General features: G+C 45.8%; 25 protein-coding genes. 7 read left to right on the plus strand and 18 right to left on the minus strand.

All coding sequences use genetic code 11. The annotated features are described in order from the left end of the window. Positions 1–20: 20 nt before the first annotated feature. The 12 genes from argF to ACZ07B_RS10700 all read right to left on the minus strand — a co-directional run bounded on the left by argF (position 21) and on the right by ACZ07B_RS10700 (position 13,018). Entirely contained in the window at positions 21–980 is a 960-nt protein-coding gene (gene argF, locus ACZ07B_RS10645; protein WP_076457865.1) for an ornithine carbamoyltransferase, read from the minus strand. Beyond that, positions 968–4,060 carry a carbamoyl phosphate synthase large subunit gene (locus tag ACZ07B_RS10650; protein WP_134155145.1) on the minus strand — a complete coding sequence of 1,031 codons (3,093 nt, stop codon included), beginning with the start codon at positions 4,058–4,060 and terminating at the stop codon, positions 968–970. The genes argF and ACZ07B_RS10650 overlap by 13 nt, the downstream gene beginning before the upstream one ends. Next, positions 4,053–5,114, minus strand: coding sequence for a carbamoyl phosphate synthase small subunit (locus tag ACZ07B_RS10655; protein WP_464877169.1), 1,062 nt, complete (start codon positions 5,112–5,114; stop codon positions 4,053–4,055). The genes ACZ07B_RS10650 and ACZ07B_RS10655 overlap by 8 nt, the downstream gene beginning before the upstream one ends. A 70-nt stretch (positions 5,115–5,184) precedes the next feature. After that, a complete protein-coding gene (locus ACZ07B_RS10660; protein WP_283857252.1) occupies positions 5,185–6,342 on the minus strand; it encodes an acetylornithine transaminase in 1,158 nt (385 codons plus the stop codon). Then, positions 6,339–7,115 (minus strand): acetylglutamate kinase, encoded by a 777-nt coding sequence (gene argB / locus ACZ07B_RS10665; protein WP_185184218.1) that lies wholly within the window; start codon positions 7,113–7,115, stop codon positions 6,339–6,341. Before argB ends, ACZ07B_RS10660 begins: the two co-directional genes overlap by 4 nt. 14 nt (positions 7,116–7,129) lie before the next feature. Beyond that, positions 7,130–8,350 (minus strand): bifunctional ornithine acetyltransferase/N-acetylglutamate synthase, encoded by a 1,221-nt coding sequence (argJ, locus tag ACZ07B_RS10670; protein WP_086343697.1) that lies wholly within the window; start codon positions 8,348–8,350, stop codon positions 7,130–7,132. 19 nt (positions 8,351–8,369) lie between these two features. Next, on the minus strand, positions 8,370–9,407 hold the full coding sequence (gene argC, locus ACZ07B_RS10675; protein WP_185184217.1) for an N-acetyl-gamma-glutamyl-phosphate reductase: 1,038 nt from the start codon (positions 9,405–9,407) through the stop codon (positions 8,370–8,372). Positions 9,408–9,612: 205 nt separating this feature from the next. Continuing rightward, positions 9,613–10,152, minus strand: coding sequence for an MFS transporter (locus ACZ07B_RS10680; protein WP_214286525.1), 540 nt, complete (start codon positions 10,150–10,152; stop codon positions 9,613–9,615). After that, complete coding sequence (locus ACZ07B_RS10685; RefSeq protein ID WP_464877170.1) at positions 10,152–11,582, minus strand: FAD-binding protein; 1,431 nt, start codon at positions 11,580–11,582, stop codon at positions 10,152–10,154. The genes ACZ07B_RS10680 and ACZ07B_RS10685 overlap by 1 nt, the downstream gene beginning before the upstream one ends. 61 nt (positions 11,583–11,643) lie before the next feature. Then, positions 11,644–11,814: a YqaE/Pmp3 family membrane protein gene (locus tag ACZ07B_RS10690; RefSeq protein ID WP_003232996.1), complete on the minus strand. Its 171-nt coding sequence runs from the start codon at positions 11,812–11,814 to the stop codon at positions 11,644–11,646. A gap of 64 nt (positions 11,815–11,878) precedes the next feature. Next, entirely contained in the window at positions 11,879–12,187 is a 309-nt protein-coding gene (locus tag ACZ07B_RS10695; RefSeq protein ID WP_014479422.1) for a metal-sulfur cluster assembly factor, read from the minus strand. A gap of 63 nt (positions 12,188–12,250) precedes the next feature. Then, positions 12,251–13,018 (minus strand): prolyl oligopeptidase family serine peptidase, encoded by a 768-nt coding sequence (locus ACZ07B_RS10700; protein WP_046380924.1) that lies wholly within the window; start codon positions 13,016–13,018, stop codon positions 12,251–12,253. Positions 13,019–13,138: 120 nt separating this feature from the next. Between ACZ07B_RS10700 and yitU the strand changes: the two genes are divergently transcribed. From yitU to ACZ07B_RS10715, 3 genes are all read left to right on the plus strand, one after another. After that, the gene (gene yitU / locus ACZ07B_RS10705) at positions 13,139–13,951 is read left to right on the plus strand and encodes a 5-amino-6-(5-phospho-D-ribitylamino)uracil phosphatase YitU (RefSeq protein WP_464877171.1); all 813 of its coding nucleotides are present in this window, start codon (positions 13,139–13,141) and stop codon (positions 13,949–13,951) included. Between the two features lie 103 nt (positions 13,952–14,054). Continuing rightward, positions 14,055–14,207, plus strand: coding sequence for a hypothetical protein (locus ACZ07B_RS10710; RefSeq protein WP_017695668.1), 153 nt, complete (start codon positions 14,055–14,057; stop codon positions 14,205–14,207). Next, positions 14,208–14,405 carry a DUF3813 domain-containing protein gene (locus ACZ07B_RS10715; RefSeq protein ID WP_003245613.1) on the plus strand — a complete coding sequence of 66 codons (198 nt, stop codon included), beginning with the start codon at positions 14,208–14,210 and terminating at the stop codon, positions 14,403–14,405. A gap of 30 nt (positions 14,406–14,435) precedes the next feature. Here the strand turns inward: ACZ07B_RS10715 and ACZ07B_RS10720 are convergent, their stop codons facing one another. Continuing rightward, a complete protein-coding gene (locus tag ACZ07B_RS10720) occupies positions 14,436–14,891 on the minus strand; it encodes a BsuPI-related putative proteinase inhibitor (protein WP_069322520.1) in 456 nt (151 codons plus the stop codon). Positions 14,892–14,909: 18 nt separating this feature from the next. Continuing rightward, a complete protein-coding gene (locus ACZ07B_RS10725; RefSeq protein ID WP_003245017.1) occupies positions 14,910–15,752 on the minus strand; it encodes a YitT family protein in 843 nt (280 codons plus the stop codon). Between the two features lie 137 nt (positions 15,753–15,889). On the opposite strand from ACZ07B_RS10725, the gene ACZ07B_RS10730 reads away from it, so the two are divergent. Then, entirely contained in the window at positions 15,890–16,741 is an 852-nt protein-coding gene (locus ACZ07B_RS10730; RefSeq protein ID WP_003245785.1) for a DegV family protein, read from the plus strand. Positions 16,742–16,787: 46 nt separating this feature from the next. Here ACZ07B_RS10730 and nprB read toward each other — a convergent pair whose 3' ends face one another. From nprB to ACZ07B_RS10750, 4 genes are all read right to left on the minus strand, one after another. Then, on the minus strand, positions 16,788–18,404 hold the full coding sequence (gene nprB, locus ACZ07B_RS10735; RefSeq protein WP_217002604.1) for a neutral protease NprB: 1,617 nt from the start codon (positions 18,402–18,404) through the stop codon (positions 16,788–16,790). A gap of 135 nt (positions 18,405–18,539) precedes the next feature. Next, a complete protein-coding gene (locus ACZ07B_RS10740) occupies positions 18,540–18,833 on the minus strand; it encodes a DUF3784 domain-containing protein (protein WP_003233021.1) in 294 nt (97 codons plus the stop codon). 19 nt (positions 18,834–18,852) lie between these two features. Further along, entirely contained in the window at positions 18,853–19,440 is a 588-nt protein-coding gene (locus ACZ07B_RS10745; RefSeq protein WP_086343692.1) for an HAAS signaling domain-containing protein, read from the minus strand. Continuing rightward, on the minus strand, positions 19,437–19,784 hold the full coding sequence (locus tag ACZ07B_RS10750; protein ID WP_003245674.1) for a PadR family transcriptional regulator: 348 nt from the start codon (positions 19,782–19,784) through the stop codon (positions 19,437–19,439). Before ACZ07B_RS10750 ends, ACZ07B_RS10745 begins: the two co-directional genes overlap by 4 nt. Positions 19,785–19,961: 177 nt before the next feature. Here ACZ07B_RS10750 and ACZ07B_RS10755 point away from each other — a divergent pair, with 177 nt between their 5' ends. Genes ACZ07B_RS10755 through ACZ07B_RS10765 form a run of 3 tightly spaced genes read left to right on the plus strand, consistent with a single transcriptional unit; the run spans position 19,962 to position 21,993 of the window. Further along, positions 19,962–20,498, plus strand: coding sequence for an SdpA family antimicrobial peptide system protein (locus ACZ07B_RS10755; protein WP_041850995.1), 537 nt, complete (start codon positions 19,962–19,964; stop codon positions 20,496–20,498). Further along, on the plus strand, positions 20,483–21,412 hold the full coding sequence (locus ACZ07B_RS10760; protein ID WP_080529167.1) for a sporulation-delaying protein SdpB family protein: 930 nt from the start codon (positions 20,483–20,485) through the stop codon (positions 21,410–21,412). Before ACZ07B_RS10755 ends, ACZ07B_RS10760 begins: the two co-directional genes overlap by 16 nt. Continuing rightward, on the plus strand, positions 21,409–21,993 hold the full coding sequence (locus tag ACZ07B_RS10765) for a sporulation delaying protein family toxin (protein ID WP_003244950.1): 585 nt from the start codon (positions 21,409–21,411) through the stop codon (positions 21,991–21,993). The genes ACZ07B_RS10760 and ACZ07B_RS10765 overlap by 4 nt, the downstream gene beginning before the upstream one ends. Positions 21,994–22,027: the final 34 nt, after the last annotated feature.

The following is a 22,027-nucleotide window of genomic DNA, read 5'->3' on the forward strand; positions in this document are numbered from 1 at the left end:
AAAAAACTGCTGAGTTTGGCTCAGCAGTTTTTTGATGATTCCCCTTTGTATAAAATGGCCTTCAGCAGTGCTTTTTGCACATGAAGACGGTTTTCCGCCTGCTGGAACACTGCAGAGTTCGGCCCGTCAATAACCTCTGCAGTCACTTCTTCCTCACGATGCGCAGGGAGACAATGTAAAAATGTATAGTCAGGCTTGGCATGGCTGACCAGCGCCGCATTTACCTGATAAGGCGCAAAGACAGCAAGACGTTCTTGCTCTTCCGCTTCCTGCCCCATGCTTGTAAACACATCAGAATAAATCACGTCCGCGTCTTTTACAGCTTCAATCGGATCATCTGTCAGCGTGACAGAAGAGCCGGATTGAAGTGCATATGTCTTTGCCGCTTCAGCTGCTTCATCTAACACTTCATATCCCTTTGGCGAAGCGATCGAGATATCACAGCCCATTTTCGCGCAGCCGATCATCAAGGAGTGCGCCACGTTATTTCCGTCACCGATGTATGCGACTTTTACGCCTTTAAGCTTCCCTTTTATCTCCTTAATCGTCAAGAGATCCGCCAGCGCCTGGCATGGGTGGTATTTATCGGTAAGTCCATTGATCACCGGAATGTCAGCTTCTTTGGCAAGTTCCTCCACCTTTTCATGTTCAAAGGTCCGGATCATGATGGCATCCACATAGCCTGACAGCACTTTTGCCGTATCAGCGACAGTCTCACCGCGCCCCAGCTGCAGATCTTTCTGGCTTAGAAAGAGGGCGTTCCCGCCAAGCTGCGCCATGCCCGCTTCAAATGAAACACGTGTCCGCGTTGATGATTTTTCAAAAATCATCGCCAAGGTTTTGCCATGGAATATAGGCTGAATTTTGTTTTGTTTCAGCTCACCGGCTTCTGCGAGCAAGGCATTTATATCCTCTTCACTAAGGTCCTTTAACGTTAATAAATCTTTTCCGTATAAACTGGTTTGCGTCACTGTGTGCATGATGCCACTTCCTTTTTATAGAGGTCTTTGAGAGATACAGGCTGCGGATGGCCTGAACCGCTTTGTAAAAACGCCCGCACAGTTTCTTCTTCTGTAAAGACGGGGATGCCGTGCGTCATGGCTTCCAAACGTTCTTTGCATGCTTCTTCAGAACCGCTCAGATTGATGTGGAGCGATTTTCCTTCCTGTTCCATCCATGAGGCAAATGTCCCTTCATGAATTGTAAAACCTGCGTTTTCTGCTAACTCCTTCACATCTTCCGGAACGTTTTGCAAATAAATGCTTCCTTTTTGACTCCAGACTCTTGTATAGATTTTTTTCAAGGCGCTGTTAGAATCATATGCGACACACATGCCTTCTCCCGTTGATTTCATTTCCGGCCCAAGCTTGACATCCACATCCTGGATCGCATGAGAAGAAAAAACAGGGAACTTCACTGCAACTCCATGATGATTTTGAACTGCCGGATTTATATCTTTTAAGGACGCTCCCGCCAGCAGACGTGTGGCGAGCGGAATCATCGGAACGCCCATTACTTTGCTGACGACTGGAACCGTGCGGCTCGCTCTCGGATTCACTTCAAGAACGAGTATGTTTCCATTGTCGATCACAAATTGAATGTTCATGATGCCTTTAAATGAAAGTTTTCGGGCAATTTTTTGTGCCGCATCTTTCATGCCCTGCTGCAGCCCGCTCGTGATGGACGGTCCGGGAAGAATGGCAAAGCTGTCCCCTGAATGGACACCTGCCCGTTCAATATGCTCGGTATATGTCGGGATAAAGACATCCTCGCCGTCGGAAATCAAATCAATTTCGACTTCCTTTCCAGACACATACTGATCAATCAAAATCGGGTATGGCATGCTGTCCTCATCATTCAGCAGCTGAGTAAGCTGGTCTTGCGAGTCAACAATGATCATGCCCATTCCGCCGATAACGTAAGATGGGCGGATTAACACCGGATAGCCGATCTCACTCGCTTTTGAAGCGGCTTCTTCTTTTGTATAAGCAATTTCTCCTTTTGCGTGCTTCAATCCCAGCTCGTCAAGAAGCTGATAGAATTGATCCCGATCCTCTAACACGTCGAGCGTTTGAAATGATGTGCCAAGAAGAGTAATGCCGGCTTTTTCGAGCGCTTCAGCAGCATTGATTGCAGTTTGGCCGCCGAATTGCACAATTGCAAAATCAATATTTTCCTGCTCTGCCACGTTTACAATATGCTCCGTTGTCATCGGTTCAAAATACAGGCGGTCCGCAATTTCATAATCGGTGCTGACTGTTTCCGGGTTATTGTTAATCATGATGGTTTCGAATCCAAGCTCTTGCAGTGTCAGCACACCGTGAACAGCACTGTAATCAAATTCAACGCCTTGGCCGATCCGAATCGGGCCTGATCCGATAATGAGCGCGCGTTTTTTCTCTTTGCGGCTGATGTCTCCATCGGTCTCTCCGAAATATGTGGAGTAAAAATAGTTTGTTTTCGCATCAAACTCTGCCGCGCATGTATCTACGATTTTAAAGGAAGGCGTAATGCCCATCTCCTTGCGAAGCGCGCGCACCTCTTCTTCTGTTTTGCTGATCAGCGAGGCAATCGTTGCGTCTGAGAATCCCTTTTCCTTTGCTTTCTTCAATAATTCGAAAGAGAGATCGCTCCCTGCTTCCATCAGGCGGTTTTCCAATTTGATGATGTTGTCAAAGGTATGAAGGAAAAACGGATCAATTTTTGTTTTTTCATGGATGTCATCAATCGAGACGCTGCGGCTCAACAGCTCCATGACAACGAAAAATCTGCGGTCATCCGGAGTGATTGCCAAATCCCATAGCGTATCAATTGACAACCCGCTGAGCTCTGGAAGGTGTGTCCCGATATTTTTTAATTCAAGCGACGCGGCTGCCTTTTGTATCGCCGCTTCTAAATTCCGTTCAATCGCCATCACTTCACCGGTGGCTTTCATTTTTGTGCCAAGCTTGCGGTCTGCGTTTTTGAATTTATCAAACGGCCAGCGCGGAAATTTGACGATCACATAGTCCAGTGCCGGTTCAAAGCTTGCGTAAGTCGAGCCTGTGAGCGGATTTTTCAGCTCGTCAAGGGTGTATCCGACTGCCAGTTTCGCGGCCATCTTCGCAATCGGATAACCGGTCGCTTTAGATGCGAGAGCCGATGACCGGCTTACACGCGGATTCACTTCAATGACGTAATATTGCTTGCTGAATGGATCAAGCGCGAATTGAATGTTGCAGCCGCCTACGACATCAAGTGCTGAGATGATCGTCAGACTTGCTGTCCGCAGCATTTGATAGTCTTCGTCTGTCAATGTTTGTGACGGCGCCACAACAATAGAGTCACCTGTATGCACGCCGACCGGATCGATATTTTCCATATTGCAGACGGTAATGCATGTGTTATTGCTGTCACGCATGACTTCATATTCAATTTCTTTAAAGCCGGCAATGCTTTTTTCGACAAGGCATTGATTGATCGGGCTTGCTAATAGCGCCTGCTTAATCATAGCTGTAAAGGCTTCTTTATCAGGGGCGATTCCTCCGCCCTTTCCGCCTAATGTGTAAGCCGGTCTGATAATAACAGGAAAACCGATGGATTCCGCAAAATGGAGGGCATCGGCCTCGTTATCAACAATTTCACTCTCCGGCACGGGCTGTTTTAATTCATTCATTAACGAACGGAATTTTTCCCGGTCTTCTCCTTTTTGTATCGTTTCAACAGATGTGCCGAGAAGCTTGACGCCGTGCTCCTTTAAAACACCCGTTTCTTCAAGCTCCACCGCTAAATTCAACGCGGTCTGACCGCCTAAATTGGCAAGAAGCCCATCAGGCCGTTCTTTCTTAATGATGGCTGTCAGGCTTTCTGCTGTCAGAGGCTCAAAATAAATTTCATCAGCGAAGGCTTCATCAGTCATAATTGTCGCCGGATTGCTGTTGACGAGAATTACCCGGTAGCCCTCCTCCTTCAGCGCGATGCACCCTTGAGTGCCTGAATAATCAAATTCTGCCGCCTGCCCGATGATGATCGGACCTGAGCCGATTACTAATATGCTTGAAATACTGGTGTCTTTAGGCATGCGCGATTTCTCTCCTTGCTGGTATCACATTCTTTAAATAATCATCAAAAATCCATTCGCTTTCCGCAGGTCCGGGATGGGCTTCCGGGTGGAATTGAACACTCATGACAGGCAGTTTTTTATGGGCAAGCCCTTCAACTGACGTATCATTGACATGATGAAACCTGATCGTGAGCTCTTCTTCATTAATCGACTGTTCATCAACCACATAGCTGTGGTTTTGGCTTGTCATAAAGACCCGTTTCGTCTCACGGTCGATGACCGGATGATTAGCTCCCCTGTGTCCGAATGGCAGCTTAAAAGTATTCCCTCCGAACGCGAGCGCGATCAGCTGATGTCCGAGACAAATGCCGAGAGTCGGAAAGCGGCTGATGATGCTTTTGATCTTTCCTAAATATGGCTGGATTGCTTTCGGATCTCCAGGTCCGTTCGATAGCACAATGCCATCGGGTTTGATGTTGTATACGGCCTCCATTTGCTGGTATGGCACCACAGTAACCTTGCAGCCTCTTTTGACAAGTGATGATGCGATTGACTTTTTATAGCCAAAATCAATGAGAGCGATATGTTTATTCCCGTCGCCGAATGTGCTGATTTCCTGGGCTGAAGCCTGCTCTGCCACATTCTCTGATTGAAGGGCCATCTCAGCTCCTTCTTTAGAGGCTGTGACTGTTGCACCCATCGTCCCGTTTGCCCGGATTTTCTTCACGACAGCCCTCGTATCAACATGGGTTAACAGCGGAATGTTCCATTTCTGTAAATACTCCTTGAGGCTGTATACCGCTTCATAATGAGAAAAGTGATCACACGCCTCATAGACAACCGCTGCTTTTACTTGCGGTTTCTTACTTTCAAAATCCTTTTCATTTATGCCGTAGTTGCCAATCAGCGGGTAGGTAAATACAATAATCTGTCCCTTATACGATGGATCTGTCAGCACTTCCTGGTAGCCTGTCATTCCTGTGAAAAAAACAGCTTCTCCCGTACAGTTTTCATGACCGTCCAGCTCGCCGCTGAACGATGTCCCATCTTCTAACACTAAATAACCTTCCATCTAACAGCCCACCTCTTGATGAATAATTAATTATAAAAATGAATTTTTATGCCTTTATATCGAAAAAAAATCACTGGTTTACAGCGGAATGATGAGCGATTGCCTGTTTCAGCTTGCTGACGGCTTCTGCTATTTCATCCTTAGTCACGGTGAGCGGCGGCAGCAGCCGAATCACGTTCGGGCCGGCCGGCAATACAAGCAAGCCTAATGTCTGCAATTCAGCAATAATGTCAGCAACCGGGCCATCACACTCAATTCCAAGCATTAATCCTTTACCTCGGATTTGTTTAACAAAAGGGCTCTTTAGCTCTGCCTCAAGCTGTCCTTTTAAAAACGCTCCTTTGTCAGCAGCCTCTTGCAAAAAATCAGGCTGGAATACAATTTGCAATGTGGCATTCACAGCAGCCATCGCCAGCATGTTTCCTCCGAAAGTCGTTCCGTGAGAACCAGGGGTAAACGCTTCTCCAAGCTGTTTCTTTCCGATGACAGCGCCGACCGGAAAGCCGTTTCCCAATCCTTTGGCGACTGTGATGATATCCGGTGAGAGTCCGAAGTGCTCATATGCGAAGCCTTTTCCCGTCCGTCCGATGCCGGTCTGGATTTCATCAATGATGAGAAGGGCTTGCTTTTCCTTACAAAACGACTGTACGGCTGATAAAAATTCAGCACTTGCCGGATTGACTCCTCCTTCTCCCTGCACTGTTTCAAGCATCACCGCGGCAATATCGCCTTCCTCCCCAAGAGCTTTAAAAACGGAAGGATCATTGTATGGCAGATAGTGAAAGCCTTCAAGCATCGGGCCGAAGCCTGTTTTGATTTTATCCTGTCCGGTCGCAGCCATCCCTGCATACGTGCGGCCATGGAACGACTGAAGAAAAGTGATGATTTTTGTTTTTCCAGTTGCTTTTCGGGCAAGCTTTATCGCACCTTCATTCGCCTCTGCGCCGCTGTTGCAGAAAAAGACAAGATCTCCTGCACTATGCGCTGCCAGCTTCTGCGCCGCTTGCTCTTGGAGACTGTTTTGAAACAGGTTGGATACGTGCCATACGCTGTCAAGCTGTTTTTTGACTGCCTCTGTCACCGCTTCATGGCAGTGTCCTAGATTTGATACCGCAATCCCCTGAATGAAATCGAGGTACGTTTTGCCGTTTTGATCCTCAACGTACGTTCCCTTTGCTTTTTTGATGTCAATATCCCAACGGCCGTAGGTTTGAAACAAGCTGCTCATGAAACAGCCTCCTTTGCTTTGACGATTTTTGTCCCTTGAAAGGTTTGTTCTGCGAAGAATGATCCTTTTCCGTTTACGATCATGACTTCAGACACCTGATCTGATAAAGCTGACAAGGCTGAATTGACCTTCGGGATCATCCCTCCTGTGATCACTTCCTGCTTGATCAGCATCTGAATCTCCTTAGGGGTCAGGACGTCCAGACGTTGCTTTTCCTTCATGATTCCATCGACATCCGTGACGAACATCAGCTTATCGGCTTCAAGCGCTCCGGCGACTGCTGAAGCAGCCAGATCAGCATTTACATTCAGCGTTTTGCAGTCGCTTGTCATAGACAGCGGCGCAATAACGGGGATGATGCCATTTTCCATCAGCGCGTTCACCATGGACGCATCGACTTTTTTGATTTCTCCCACTTCTCCGTATGTTTCCGGATCTAGATAATCAGCCTCCAAAAGACCTCCATCCTTACCAGAAATGCCTGCGGCTCGCAGTCCGTGTTTGGCAAGCTCAGCAACGAAAAATTTATTGACAGAACCGGATAAAACCATTTCCGCCACTTCCAGCACCGGCTTCGTTGTTTTCCTCTGTCCGCCCGAAAACTCTGTCTTGATATTTAACCGTTTCAGCATATTTGTGATTTCCGGTCCCCCGCCATGTACGATCGACAGCTTCCAGCCTGATGCCATCAGCTCTTTCAGATTTTGAAAAAATTCCTCCGACAGCTCACGGATGACACTTCCCCCGCATTTAAAAACGATTGTTTTCTTCATTTCGCTCCCCTTTATTACGTGCGATAGCTCGCGTTAATTTTGATATAGTCATAGGTCAGGTCACAGCCCCACGCTCTCCCGTTTCCGTCCCCTTCATCCATCTTGATGACAATGGTGATTTCATCTTCTTCAAGGTATTCCTTGGCGATAGATTCAGAGAATGGCTGAGGTTCGTTATTCTTAAACAGGCATTGGCCGCCAAGATAAACCTCTACTTCTTCTGCAGTCACCTGTGCTGCGGAGTGTCCGATGGCTCCGATGATCCGCCCCCAGTTGGCATCTGTTCCGTATACTGCCGTTTTTACAAGATTTGAGCCAACAATCTTTTTGGCAATGACGTTTGCATCAAGATTGTTTTTCGCTCCCTGCACTTGGGCTTCAATTAGTTTTGTCGCGCCTTCTCCGTCTCTGGCAATCTCTTTAGCCAGATCCTCACAAGTGAGCAAGAGCGCTTTTTTAAAGACCGGCCAGTCTGGATGGTCTTCTGTCAGGCACTCGTTTTCGGCGCAGCCATTCGCCATAACTAATACCATATCGTTCGTGGATGTTTCTCCGTCAACTGTGATTTGGTTAAATGAAACGTCAGTGATTTCCCGAAGCGCCTTTTGCAGCGCTTTTTCTTCGATTGCCGCGTCAGTTGTCACAAATCCCAGCATCGTGGCCATGTTCGGGTGTATCATCCCTGAGCCTTTAGCCGCTCCGCCGATCGTGACTGTTTTGCCGCCGATTGCCAGCTCATAGCACGTCTGTTTGATTACCGTATCAGTTGTTAAAATCGCTTCCTCAAAATCGCCTGATCCCGCAGGTGTTTCTTTCAGCAGCTCGATCCCCGCGTGGATTTTTTCCATGTCTAAATGCTCGCCGATGACACCCGTTGATGAAACAGCGACAAGCTCCGGCTCAATGCCAAGCTGTGAAGCAAAGCTCTCCCGCATTGTGTATGCGTCCTTTAGGCCCTGTTCTCCCGTGCAGGCGTTGGCAATGGCGCTGTTGACGATGACGGCTTTCAGTGTCGGTCCGTGCTTTAAGCTGTCTTGTGTCACTTTGATCGGAGCAGCCTGAAAGTGGCTTTGGGTATAAACTGCTGCACTCACAGCCGGTGTCTCGCTGATAATGACGCCGAGGTCTTTTTTCGAGTAGCGCAGCCCGCAATGCACACCCTTTGCCTGAAACCCTTTTGGCGAGGATACATCACCTGTTACTTTTACAATTTGATCTTCACTTAACTGAATCATGGTTCGATTCTCTCCCGTTCTATGGATAAATTGGCGTGATGGTGAGTCCAGTTTCTTCATTCCAGCCATTCATCAAATTAAAGTTTTGCACTGCCTGACCGGCGGCACCCTTCATTAAATTATCGATTACCGAGACGATCGTGACTCTGTTCGTTCTCTCATCGAGGGTCACGGCGATATCACAGAAATTGCTGCCGTACACTTCTTTCGTTTGCGGGTACTGACCTTTTGGCCTCACTCTCACAAAATATGAATCTTGGTAAAATTCCGAATATAAATCATGCAGGCCATCTGCGGATAGATCACAGGTTAATCTGGTATACATCGTCGCCATGATGCCCCTTGTCATCGGAACCAAGTGAGCCGAAAATGTAATGGGCCCGAGACCTGGCTGCCATTCATTCAGCGCCTGCTCAATTTCCGGCGTGTGCTGATGTTCATTGACTTTATAAATTTTAAAATTGTCGTTCAGCTCAGAAAAATGAGTTCCCATGGATGCTTTTCTTCCCGCTCCGGAAACACCGGTCTTCGCGTCAACGATAACAAAAGATTCATCGAGCAGTTTCTTTTGAGCCAATGGCGCGAGGCCAAGCAAAACAGCTGTTGGAAAACAGCCTGGATTGGCAATGAGTTTCGCCTGTTGAATTTGCTGTTGATTCAGTTCTGCCAGACCGTATACCGCCTCTTGAATCACCGCCTTCGGTGCCGCTGTCCGTTTATACCATTTTTCATATTCAGCCGGTTCTTGTATCCTCAGATCACCTGACAGATCAATAACCGGAATTCCCGCATCTGCCAGCTTTGGAGTCAATTCACTTGAGACTCCGGGCGGCGCAGCGAGAAACATGATATCTATTTCGTGTTTGATCGTATTCATATCAATCGGCTTCAGCTTCTGATCCGCTAAGCCGGTAAGATGAGGATAACCCTCGCTATAGACATTCCCTTCTCCGCTAGATGAATAAAGTATGCATTCCTCTGCATGAGGATGATGCGAGAGAATCCTGACAAGTTCGGTGCCTCCATATCCTGTAGCACCTACAATTCCTATTTTCAAAACAAGTTCACCCTCTTGGTCTTTGTGAAATTATTTAACATTATAACATGAATAAAAATTAATTCAATCGTATATTTAATATTTTTATTCATTTATAAATTTTCTGTTCAATGGAAATTCCGCTCAAAAAAATCAGCACAACTCCAGCACAAAAACGTTGATGCGGCGCCGCATTTCAGCCGCATAAAAAAACAGGCTGACCGCGTCAGCCTGTTTTCATCATCATCAATCCACTCAAAAAATATAGAATAGAGCTTGCATAAAAAATCATTTGCACTGTAAAAAAGTCAGCGAGAAAGCCCCCGAGCATAATGGCTGCTGCTGAAAAGACAGCTGTCCAAAAATGGTAATTTCCAATCTTTTTTCCACGCTCTCCGCTGTCTGTAAAATCAGCGATCAGCACTTTTTCTCCATGCTTTTGCATCGCTCCAAAGAGCCCTAACAGCACTTGGACGATATACACTTGAACGACGCTTCCGATATGCGGGACATATAAAAGCAGAACAGCCATCCCCCACGAGTTCAGAAGCAGAAAATAACGGCTGTCAAACCTTTCAGACAGCCGTCCGAGGAGCGGGTAAATGAGCGCTCCGCTCAACCCGAACAATCCGTAGGAAAAACCGAACTGTGTGTAGCTTGAGCCGATATTTTTCACAAACAGAATATAAAACGGAAAGATTAAGCTGCTTGCGAAAAACACGCTGCTTTGTGATAATGTCAGCCATTTTAATTTGTTTTTCCCCATTATTTATACCTCTGATAAAAGTAATTCATAAAGCGCTCATCCGGGTCATAGGTTCGTTTTTTCTGAAAAAACGCTTCACTTTTCGGATATGCCTGTCTCATTTGCTCTTTTGTCTGGTAGGTCATATAAGGCAGATAATAGCTGCCGCCGTGCTTGATGGCAACGTCTGTCATGCGCCTGATGATTCGGGCAGTATCTGCCTGGTCTTCTTTTGAAAAGCCCTCGTTTATTAATAGCACGAGCGAAAACATATCGTCCTTCGCATAGGAAAGGTCGGCCTTTTCATTTTTCTGCACGTAGCGGATCGTAATGTTCAGCAGGTTCAGATCTTCGTCCGACAGCGTTTGTCTCAGGTCATCAATATAGGACCCATACTCCTTCACGGGCACAAAGTATTCTTGCAAAACATCTGTGTTGTCATTGTTTTCATACTCAAGAAACTTTGATTCGGACCGCATGACGTTATTGCGTGAAATCTCTGTGCCGTTTTGGCTCAGGAAATAGGATTGCTGTGTGTCCCACAGCCAATTCCTGCCCCATTCATACCGTCTTGACAAACCGAGTGCAAACTTTGTGGCTCCCGTATACTCATCTTCTTTGAGATCGCTGTATGATGGCAGTTGATCCTGATGATCAGCCAATACGTAATTTGTGACATACATGTCTTTCAGAAATCCTTTTTTCGCTGTTGAAATTCGCGCCAGATGCATTCGGACATTTGGATTTCCTTTTACATGCTTTGAAAAATAGTCTGCGTATGTGCTGTAATTCATTTTTTCTGTCTTCATGACATACAGCTCATCATCTGTCAGCTCAAGCGTTACATCAAGAATCACGCCAAAAAGGCCGTACCCTCCGATGACCGCCGTAAACAAATCATCTTTTGGAGTGACAGTGATAATCGTCCCGTCAGCTTTTAAAAGCCGAAATGATTTGACTGTATCAATCAGCGAGCCGTAGCGAATATCACGTCCGTGTGCATTTGCGCTGAGAGATCCGCCGATTGTAAAAATGTTTTGTGACTGCATGACTTTTACCGCGAGTCCGTATGGATTCACGTATTTCTGGATATCATTCCACGTTGCACCGCTTTGCACCCTGATGGTTTTCTTCTCTTGATCGAGTGACAGGATTTTGTTGTAGCCCGTCATGTCGAGAACGATGCCGTCCTCATAATATGTATGGCCGCCCATGGAGTGCTGGGCCCCGGCGATTGAAATTTTTATGTTTTTTCGATTTGCCTCTTTGACTGTGTCAATGAGCGTTTCCTCTTCCTGCCCTTTCACTGTCTGCTTTATTTTTACAGGCATCAGGCGGCTGACATCCGTCATCTCGCTTGTGGCTGTTTTTTGCTCTGAGTTCACAGAGTACGCAAACAGGGCCGCATACGCGCCAGTACAAAGCGCGAATGCAAGCAATTTCTTTTTCATAGTGCTCTCCCTGCTGTTTTTTATGACCATTATACCATGACTGCGTCCTCATTTTTCCAAATTATCTTCTTGCCCGTTTTTCGGCACGGCGGTCGGCGACGATAAAGCAGGCGTGAATCGCGCCCGGCAGCCAAAAGATACAGGTCAATATGAGATTCAGCAAGGCCTGAAACGGTTTTCCCGAAAACAAAACAGCAAGCGGCGGGCATAAAACTGCCAGCAGGTACATCATTTCCTTTCACTCCTTTCAGCTGTAAAAAAGGACAGCCTCACATGTCAGGCTGTCCTTTTTTGTTTTATTGAATGCCAAGCGCAATTTTTGCGTATCTGGACATTTTATCCCTAGTCCAAGGCGGATTCCATACAATGTGAACCTCTGTGTCTTTCACTTCAGGAAGGTCCGCTAATGCTTTTTTCACCTCATCCACGATAATCGGCGCTAAAGGGCATCCCATTGATGTCAGTGTCATCGTCACGTGCGTTAAGCCGTCTTCATCCATGTCAACATCGTATACCAAACCAAGGTTCACGATATCAACGCCAAGCTCAGGATCGACAACCTGTTCCAGGGCGCCCATGATGTTTTCTTTTAATGCTTCTTCCACGTTCCCTCACTCCTTTTTTCTACAGTATAACGTAAATTCAGCTCTTGTTAATAACTTAGTGCTTTATAAGTACGTTTCAAACCATTCAATCGTTTTTAACACAGCTGCCCGCGGGACTTTATGGTCAGCGTTTTCATCTCCGATAAATTGCAGGCGTTCCGGCTGCTCGCTGTAATGGGATTTGATCGTGTCATAAAATTTCCGGGTCGGCGCGTAAGGCACGACCTTATCTTTTGCGCCGTGCCAAAATAAAAGCGGGCGCTGTTGCAGTTTCTCCGGCTGAAGGCTGAGATCCCGCAATTCGAGACGTTTCATCAGCTCCTGTACCTTCTCTTCCGGCACATCGATTTCAATGCCCTGAGATTGAATATGGTCAATCTGCTGCTGAAACAGCTCCACGTAATTGGGGCTTCCCATCAGGCTGACGCCGGCTTTTATCCAATCATATGCAGTCAAAGCGCCAAGCGTTGTGATGCCGCCCATTGACGTGCCTGCGAGACCGATGCGGCCGCCGTCTATCAGGCCCTCTTTTTCAAAATGGTTTTTAAGTACGCCGATCTCTTCAATCTCGTTAAGGACGATATCCCAAAAATGCCCCGCCAGCTCTTCGACAGCCATTTCTTCTCCCCGTTCCCCATGGTGCAAAGCCTCCGGCAGAACGGCTCTAAAACCCTTCTCCGCAAGCAGATAAGCAATATGAAGGTTGTGTTCCTTCGCGCTTGTAAAACCATGTATAAAGATCACGAGAGGAACAGCGCGGTGCCTGTTCTCTTCCTTTACAATATGTAAAAACGGAATACCGGAAACGGTTTGATTCTCAATTTGTATCACAATGTGCCCCTCCTTAGGATAACCATAATCATAAGTGTAACATGTAGACAATAAAGATGGTAAAAAGCTACACTGTAAGTAAGGCAAAACAAGCAAAATCTAAGGTTAAAGGAGCTTTTCATGGAGACAAAACCCTATTTAATCGCATTAGATTTAGATGGAACATTATTAAAGGATGATAAAACCATATCTGAAAACACCCTTCATACGATACAGCGCCTAAAAGATGACGGGCATTATGTCTGCATCTCAACAGGCCGTCCGCATCGTTCAAGTTCCATGTACTACCAGCAGATGGAGCTGACAACGCCAATTGTCAATTTTAACGGAGCATTTGTCCATCATCCGCAAGACGACAGCTGGGGACGGTATCATACGTCACTGCCGCTTGATGTTGTCAAACAGCTCGTGGATATCAGCGAGAGCTACAACGTACATAACGTGCTTGCTGAAGTGATTGACGACGTATACTTTCATTACCATGATGAGCACCTGATAGATGCCTTTAACATGAACACAACAAATGTAACGGTCGGAGACTTGAGGGAAAAACTTGGTGAAGATGTGACGTCTGTACTCATACATGCAAAAGAAGAGGATGTGCCGGCAATACGCTCATATTTATCGGATGTGCATGCCGAGGTAATCGACCATAGAAGATGGGCCGCACCGTGGCATGTCATTGAAATTATCAAAAGCGGCATGAATAAAGCGGTCGGCCTGCAGAAAATCAGCGATTATTACGGCGTGCCGAGGGAGCGGATCATTGCTTTCGGGGATGAGGATAACGATTTGGAAATGCTTGAATTTGCAGGCTGCGGCGTTGCAATGGGAAATGGAATTGACGCGGTCAAGCAGATTGCCAACCGAACAACGGCTACAAATGAAGAGGACGGCGTTGCAAGGTTTTTGAAAGAATATTTCTCACTTTAAAGAAGGTCCTTATTAATTTTTCCCACTCATAAACCTTACTTTGCCCCACCATACTATTGAAGACGACTCATCTCGTCAAAGTATGGAAGGGGGCAGTCTCAAAATGGGTAAACGAAGCAAATCCAGAAGGTTTATTCAGCAGGGTAAAGACTCCATCGGGCTACACGCCGCAAGATTTCCATATCGGTCTACTTTAGAAGAAGCTCACCAGCATGCCGCGGCACGAGACTCGGCCGAAAGCCAGGTTGAATATTAAATGAGAAATGAACTGTTTCAGCAGGCAAAATCATTTGTTCAACAGGCGGTCATGGTGACAAACGGCTTTGAGGAAGGCGATCAGGAGCAAGCGATTCTGAGAGCCAAAAATGCTGTATCTTCTGCGTATGCCAATTCGACAGATGCGGAACGTCAACAGCTGCATCAATTTCAAAATCAGCTGGACAAACTCCAATAAAAAAAGGCTATGGCGACTCGCCATAGCCTCTTATTTGACTTCAAACTGCTGAACAGCCTGAACCTGCTTGAGATTTTCCGCCCTGCCCTTAAATGTCACCTTTACCTCATAGGTTCCGGGCTCCGGGACTTCCTTCCACACATCAGAGAAATCATATGTTTCTCCAGATTCAAGCGTCAGGTTTTGAAAAGCCTGCGTAAACATTTTGTCTTTCGAATAACGGTATCTTTCTTTGTGCTCAGAATCATACACGACAAGTTCAAATTTTTGTCCTGTGCTGAATTGAAACTCAACAGCACGTTCGCTTTGGTTCTTCAGCGACATGTTAAACTTGATTTGTTCAGGCTCCTGAATTGCGTCAATAGATAAAACAACCTCTTGATTCTCCATTCCGCCTGATACCTCCTTATCGGGTTCTGTCTGCTCATCTTTCCCGCAGCCTATCAAAAGCAGCACGGGGAGGAGCATCACAAGCAGCCGTTTCACGACTTCCACCTGCTTTCGTCAGTCTTTTCTAAAGAAACCAAAAATCCCTGTCGTTTGAACGATGTTCGTAAATGCTTTCGGATCAACTTCTTTGACGATCTTTTCTAAATCGTACAGTTCATACCTCGTGATGACGATAATCATCATTTCTTTCTGTTCGTTCGTAAAAGCTCCTTTTGCCGGAACAGTTGTGATGCCGCGCACCATTTTTCCGTAAATGGCTTCCTTGATTTCGTCCGCTTTTTTCGTCACGATCATTGCCGTGAGCTTCATGTGGCGAGTGTGAATGGCGTCGATCACCCTCGTTGTCACATACAGCGTAACCAGGGTATATAATGCTTTCTCCCAACCTTGCAATAATCCTGCCGTCAAGATGATAATCCCGTTCAGAATGAAGAAATACGTGCCGACGGGTTTATCCTTCCACTTTGCAAGCACCATGGCGACGATATCAAGCCCGCCTGTCGAAGCTCCGTATTTTAATGTTAAGCCGATACCGACTGCGGAAATGACGCCGCCGAACACCGCGTTCAGCAAAATGTCATGTGACAGGCTTGTTTCCGGCAGGATCCCCATAAACAGAGTAGTGAGTGCGACACTTAAAATGCTGTACACTGTAAACGATTTGCCGACCTTCAGCCATCCTAAAATACCGACCGGAATGTTTAAGAGGAACAAGAGCGTTCCCGTCGATATGTAAAAGGGGGCATATTGATCAACGACGCTTGATAAAAGCTGGGCAACACCTGTAAATCCGCTGGCATATACATCTGCAGGTATCAAAAATAAGTTCAGCCCGGCAGCATTTAGTAAAGCGCCGATGATGACGATGAGTAATTTTTTTGTTTGATCTAGTACCATGGCATGTTCCTCCGCTCTTTCTTCTTTATTATGTTTTCCCTTAAAACAAATATTTGAACACGATTTTGGCAAATTAATATGATATAGTTGGCTTAACTCTCATGATAACGAGCGATAACGGAAAGAAGGGAAGCAATATGACAGTTCATCTCATCGCTGACAGCGCCACTGATTTGCCTCGTTCTTATTTTGAAGAAAAAGGCATTGGCTTTATTCCGCTCAGGGTTTCTCTCGGCGATAAAGAATTCGAAGATGCAGTCACAATTCATGCGGATCAAATATTTGAAGCGATGCAAAATGGAGAAACGCCTAAGACGTCCCAAGCCTCACCGCAAACGATTAAAAATGTGTTTTTGCAATATGCCGAAACAGGTGATCCCGCTCTTTACATTGCCTTTTCCTCAGGTCTCTCCGGCACGTATCAGACAGCTGTAATGATCGCCAATGAAGTGAAGGAGGAATTCCCCGATTTCGATTTGCGGGTCATTGATTCCAAATGCGCTTCATTAGGATACGGTCTGGCTGTCCGGCATGCTGCCGATCTCTGTATCAACGGGAATACAATACAAGAAATTGAAACGTCTGTAAAGAACTTTTGCAGCCAGCTTGAACACATTTTTACCGTTGATGACTTAACATATCTCGCGAGGGGCGGCCGGATATCCAAAACGTCCGCTTTTGTCGGCGGCCTGTTGAATATTAAACCGCTGCTTCAGATGGAGGACGGCAAGCTTGTGCCTCTGGAAAAAATTCGCGGACAGAAGAAACTTTTCAAACGGATCATCGAGCTTATGAAAGAGCGCGGGGATGATTGGAGCAATCAAACCGTCGGGATCAGCTACGCCGCGAACAAAGAAAAAGCCACGGACATGAAACACCTGATTGAGGAAGCGTTCAAGCCGAAAGAAATCATTATGCATCCAATCAGTTCAGCAATCGGCTCGCATGCCGGCCCAGGTACATTGGCGATATTCTTTTTAAGAAAATGAGCAAACAAAAACAGTCAGACTCTGTGTCCTGACTGTTTTTGTTTGCTCATAGAATGCCGACAGCCTCATACGCCTTTTCGACTGAAGCTGATTGCTTCGAGCCTTCACCGTATAAATCATTGGCAGCTTCAATCGCCGCTTGCTTCATCATGCTGAAATCTGTAGATGCCGTTACATAATATGTTAAAGCCCGATAGTAAATTTGTTCACTTGCTTCACGCCCAATCCCTTCAACCTGTACATCGTGGTGCACGCCTCCTTCTGCAAGAAGATAAGCTGCTTTATTGTGAATGGACGAATTGATATGGACTCCGCCATAATCCTCTGTTCCTGTGTAGCGGTTCGAGTAATGATCTGGATTTCCCTGCTTAGATGGGTCCTCCAATGACCGCAATGAATCTCCTGCAATATCCGGAGTATAGACATCTTCGCCGATCTCCCAATCATCACGGTCAGCCATCGCGCCCATAATGTCAGAAATGGACTCATTTAATGCACCGGGTTCTCCTTGATATAAAAGACCGGCGGAATACTGTGTGACTGCGTGTGTGATTTCATGCGCGACAATGTCGAGCGATCCAGACAGCGGCTTAAATTTCGAACCGTCTCCATCCCCGTATACCATCTGGACACCGTTCCACGCAGCATTGTTCCATTGTTTGCCGACATGCACGGTAGACGTAATCCTTGCTCCGTTTTGATCAAAAGAATCACGGCCAAATGTCTTGCTGTAATAATCGTAAACGGCTTGCGCATTTGCGTGTGCGTCTACAGCCGCAGGTTCATTAAATACGGACGTGCCGCTGACTATTTCTTTGCCCGTATACCCGATCAGTTGAGACAAAAGCGTAAACAAGGTTTCGTTCAGGTTCTTCGCGTCAAACGTATTGATCCCTTTTCCCCTTGTTTCGTCAGCCAAATAAAAGCGCCCATTTTGTTCTGTGACGTCAAAGCTTTTTTCATCACCTGACACGCCGATTCCTGTACCTGCCGCTTCATGAATGGCATTAAAGGACTCAATGACCTTTCCGTTTTTGGCATCGATGAAATAATGCCAATAGCCAGGCTCAGGTTCAGATGTCGAGAGTCTGACAAGGTAGGCGAGATCATATTCACCGTCGTGTGGATAGATATATAATTCGCCTTTTGGTTCCCCATCAAGATATTCGATTTTTCCAATGGAAGCCTCGAGCTCACGCCTTGCTGCATGTATTGCTTTTTTCTCAGAAATAGACGGTGTGATGGAGACGTCCTTGATTTGCGGATGCACCTTTCCAAAGAAACTTTTCACTTGTTTGTTTTCCTTCATCGCGACCGCTTGTTCAAAGCCGTAAATCGGAATTCCTTTGTAAACCTCCGTTAATTTAAAAAACGTTTGTTTTGTCTTTGGATCCTTTATGGTTTTCGAAACGCGAAAATGGCTGTTCGCATTCCCTTTGAGCTTAAACTGTGTTTGATGCTTGTCAAGATAGGAAAATAGCGATTCTTTCTGGGTTGTGTTTTGTACCGGCTTCTGCGGTGACTTTTCGATGATGTATGAAGGGGTTTGATACGTATGGTCGTATTCGATGCTTTGATCAGCTGAGGCATGTGTTACAAAAACCATTTGGGCCGCTGTGCATAAGCCGGCCAGTAATAGAGATGTCTTGGTCAGGTTGCGCAAAACACCACATCCTTCCTATTTTGGAATCTACCATTTTTCTTCATCCTATCAAAAATACAAAAACTTGTATGTGGTGCTTCGTTCTTATTTTCCCAAAAAAGAAGGGCAGAGATATTTCGCTCTGCCCTTCTTTTTCTACTCTACTAATTTTTTATTGACATAAATAATAACCCCTGCTCCATATGCCAGTATAAGCGGAGGTATGAGCTGCTCCTGACCTTGAAATGAGATAAAACTATTCAGCAAAATGAACAAACCGGAATTCAAGAAAAAGTAGCCTGCTATTCTGGCCAGCCGATCTTTATCCCGTATACGCGCCTCGTTAAACCCAGCCAGCATCCAGGTTTGTTTTTTGATTCCGACAAAATAGGCAACCACAAAGAATAAAAGCGCGATGACAATTAATAGATAATTGATGCTGATTTCCATCTTACAGCCTCCTACAAGATTACTTGATGTTAAGAAAAAGAAAAAAAGCGGCGCAGCTTACTGCAATTAGCAGCAGGACGACAAGCGCATTGAGGAACGGGCTCAAAAGAAGCAGCACTGCTAAAAACAGCAGATAAACCGCACCGACTCGCGAAATCTTGACAATCTCCTTTTGAGAGCGCATTTTGTTTTTTCTGACACCTGCAAACATCATCAATTTTTTCCGCTTCCATACATATCCGGCGAGCACCATTAAATAAACAGCCAGCGGCAGATGTCTGAAGTCGGACGGCAGCAGCGGCAGGGCGATAATCGTGACAATGAGAAGGACCGAAATCCAGCTTTTGCCCAATAAAGACCTCCTCCTTTTCGTCTCTCCCCCATCACCCATCATCAATTCGGCAAGCTCCTTCGGATGAGAAAATTCAGATTCAACAGCTTCCTGCAGTTCCTCTTCACTAAGGCCGGCTTTGATTCTGTCTTGAACGAAAGCGGTGATATGCCCCTTTAATTCGTCGATAGCGTTTTCTCTCTCTACATCAGGCATATTCGCCAGCTCTGCATTTAGTTCCTCCATGTATCGGTCAATGATAAGCTGTCCATTCATAGCAAATCCCCCGATAAAGACAGTAAGGCTTGATGGGTTTCCAGGTATTTCTCCAGCCGTTCTTTTAACATTTCTTCTCCTTTTTGTGTCATTTTGTAATACTTTCTTTTCGGGCCGTCCAGTGAATCTTCCCAAAAAAATTCGATCCATCCCTTCTCGGTCATACGTTTCAAAATCGGATAAATCGCTCCCTCTGAAATAGCCAGAGCCGAGGTGGTTTTTAAGGATGACGTCAGCTCATAACCGTACATCGGTTTAGAACGCAGTAGGGATAGGATGGCCAGCTCGAAAATCCCTTTTCGAAATTGAACAATCCAGCGGTCATTAACTTGATTCGTTTTCATGGTTTAAATATATCGAAAAAACCACTATATATCAATCACATATAGCAGTGTAAAATGTCCTGTTTTTTCTTTTAACAAAAATGGAATTTCTCATACTTTTTAACCTTTTTATTACATAAATGTTTTTATATTATGAAAAGTGTAAAAACGATTCTTCAGGTTAAAAGGAGCAGTCGAATGCAGAAATCGATATCATTTTTTGTCATTTTTTCAATCCTTTGGGGTTCGCTATTTCTGTTTTCTATTATTGGCAGCTTGGGGACAACCCCGATTCCGCTGACAAAGGACTCCAAATTTCTCATGTCCAGCATCCTCCCTCAGGGCTGGGGCTTTTTTAGCAAAAATCCGCGTGATACTGCAATCGGCTTGTATGAAGCTGAAAATGCCAGCGCCAAGGTCAGATGGCCCAATATGAGGGCTGACAACCTATTCGGCCTGTATCGGTATGGGCGGTCACAAGGCGTTGAAATGGGCGTGATCTACAGCCAAGTCGACAAGGAACAGTGGACAGCATGTAAAGAAAAGGACCTCGGCGCATGCAAAAGCAAAGCCAAAACCGTGCAATTAAAAACACCCGCTCCCCGCCCGCTGCTTTGTGGCAGCTACTATTTGACGAAAGAGGATATTGTTCCTTGGAGCTATTCTAAATACACCCCTTCGTCTTATCAGGTAAAAAGCATAGTCAAGGTTGTGATCTCATGCTCGAAAACATAAAACAGACCATCACCAGATGGGACGAAAGAAATCCGTGGACAAATGTATACGGCCTCGCGCGAAGCATCATTGCGCTATCCAGCCTGCTGACGCTGCTCATCAATCACCCGAGCCTCATTATGAAGCCAGCCAGCGGGATCAGCAGCTATCCAGCTTGTAAAATGAACCTCAGTCTCTTTTGCCTCGGCGAAAATAACTATATGATGTTAAATCTTTTCAGATGGGTCTGCATTGCCATTCTGGTGCTTGTTGTCATTGGCTGGCGCCCCAGAATCACCGGGGTTCTGCATTGGTATGTCAGTTACAGCCTGCAGTCATCGCTGATCGTCATCGACGGAGGCGAGCAGGCAGCAGCCGTCATGACCTTTTTATTGCTTCCCATCACGCTGACCGATCCGAGAAAATGGCATTGGAGCACGAGACCTATAGAGGGCAAAAGAACACTTGGAAAAATAACAGCTTTTATTTCTTATTCTGTGATCAGAATCCAAGTGGCGGTGCTTTATTTTCACTCTACCGTCGCTAAGCTGTCTCAGCAGGAATGGGTGGACGGAACGGCCGTCTATTATTTCGCCCAGGAAAAAACCATTGGCTTCAACGGCTTTTTTCAGGCGTTAACGAAGCCAATTGTAACAAGTCCGTTCGTGGTGATTCCGACATGGGGGACGCTGCTGGTTCAAATTGTCATCTTCGCGGCGCTGTTTGCGCCGAAGAAGCATTGGAGATTGATTTTGATCATCGCTGTTTTTATGCATGAGATTTTTGCAATCATGCTAGGCCTTATCAGTTTTTCCATTATCATGGCCGGCATTTTGATATTGTATCTCACTCCTATCGATTCCACGATTCAATTTACATATATTCGCAGACTGTTGTGGAATAAAAAACACAAGAAGGGAGAGGTTTCAGTTTGAAGAAGGCGTTTCTAGTATTTTTGTCGGTTGTATTGGTGACGACTGTGTTTTTGGTGAAGCAGCAAGAAAGTGTGGCACAGGCAAAGCAGCTTGAGTATTCAGGTGAGGAAATTTTTAAAGGCTTTGTGTTTGCCCAAGGGGAAGTTGGCAAACAGCTTCCAGAGGTCTTTAATAAAGCGATGACAGACAAACTCAACACAAAACAGGCAAAGGCTTTTGCCAATCAGGTTGTCGCTGATATTAAAAAAGAGGATGCTGACTTTTTTGATAACCTGAAGAAAGCTGTTTACAGCAAAGATGCATTGAAAGTGGATGAACTGCTGAAAAAAGCAGGTCAAATCGTTGAAGAAAAAGTAGAAGCTGCAAAGGAAATCGCCGCTTCTAAGGATGATACATCCAGAGTTCAGGCCGAGCTTGTCAACACTGTTGATACCGCTAACTATTTCTATTATGTTTCTTATGTTGCTGCAGCAGGTGCCCTGATTCTGATCATTCTCGCCATTGATATTACGCCGATTGCGATTTCAGACAATGTGGATCGCGAAATGGCAATCAGAACGCTGGTTGATGAATTAAACTAGACATAAAAAAACGGCTCGCTCCGCAGTCTGCTGC

It is taken from the genome of Bacillus sp. 9.4, assembly GCF_055486415.1.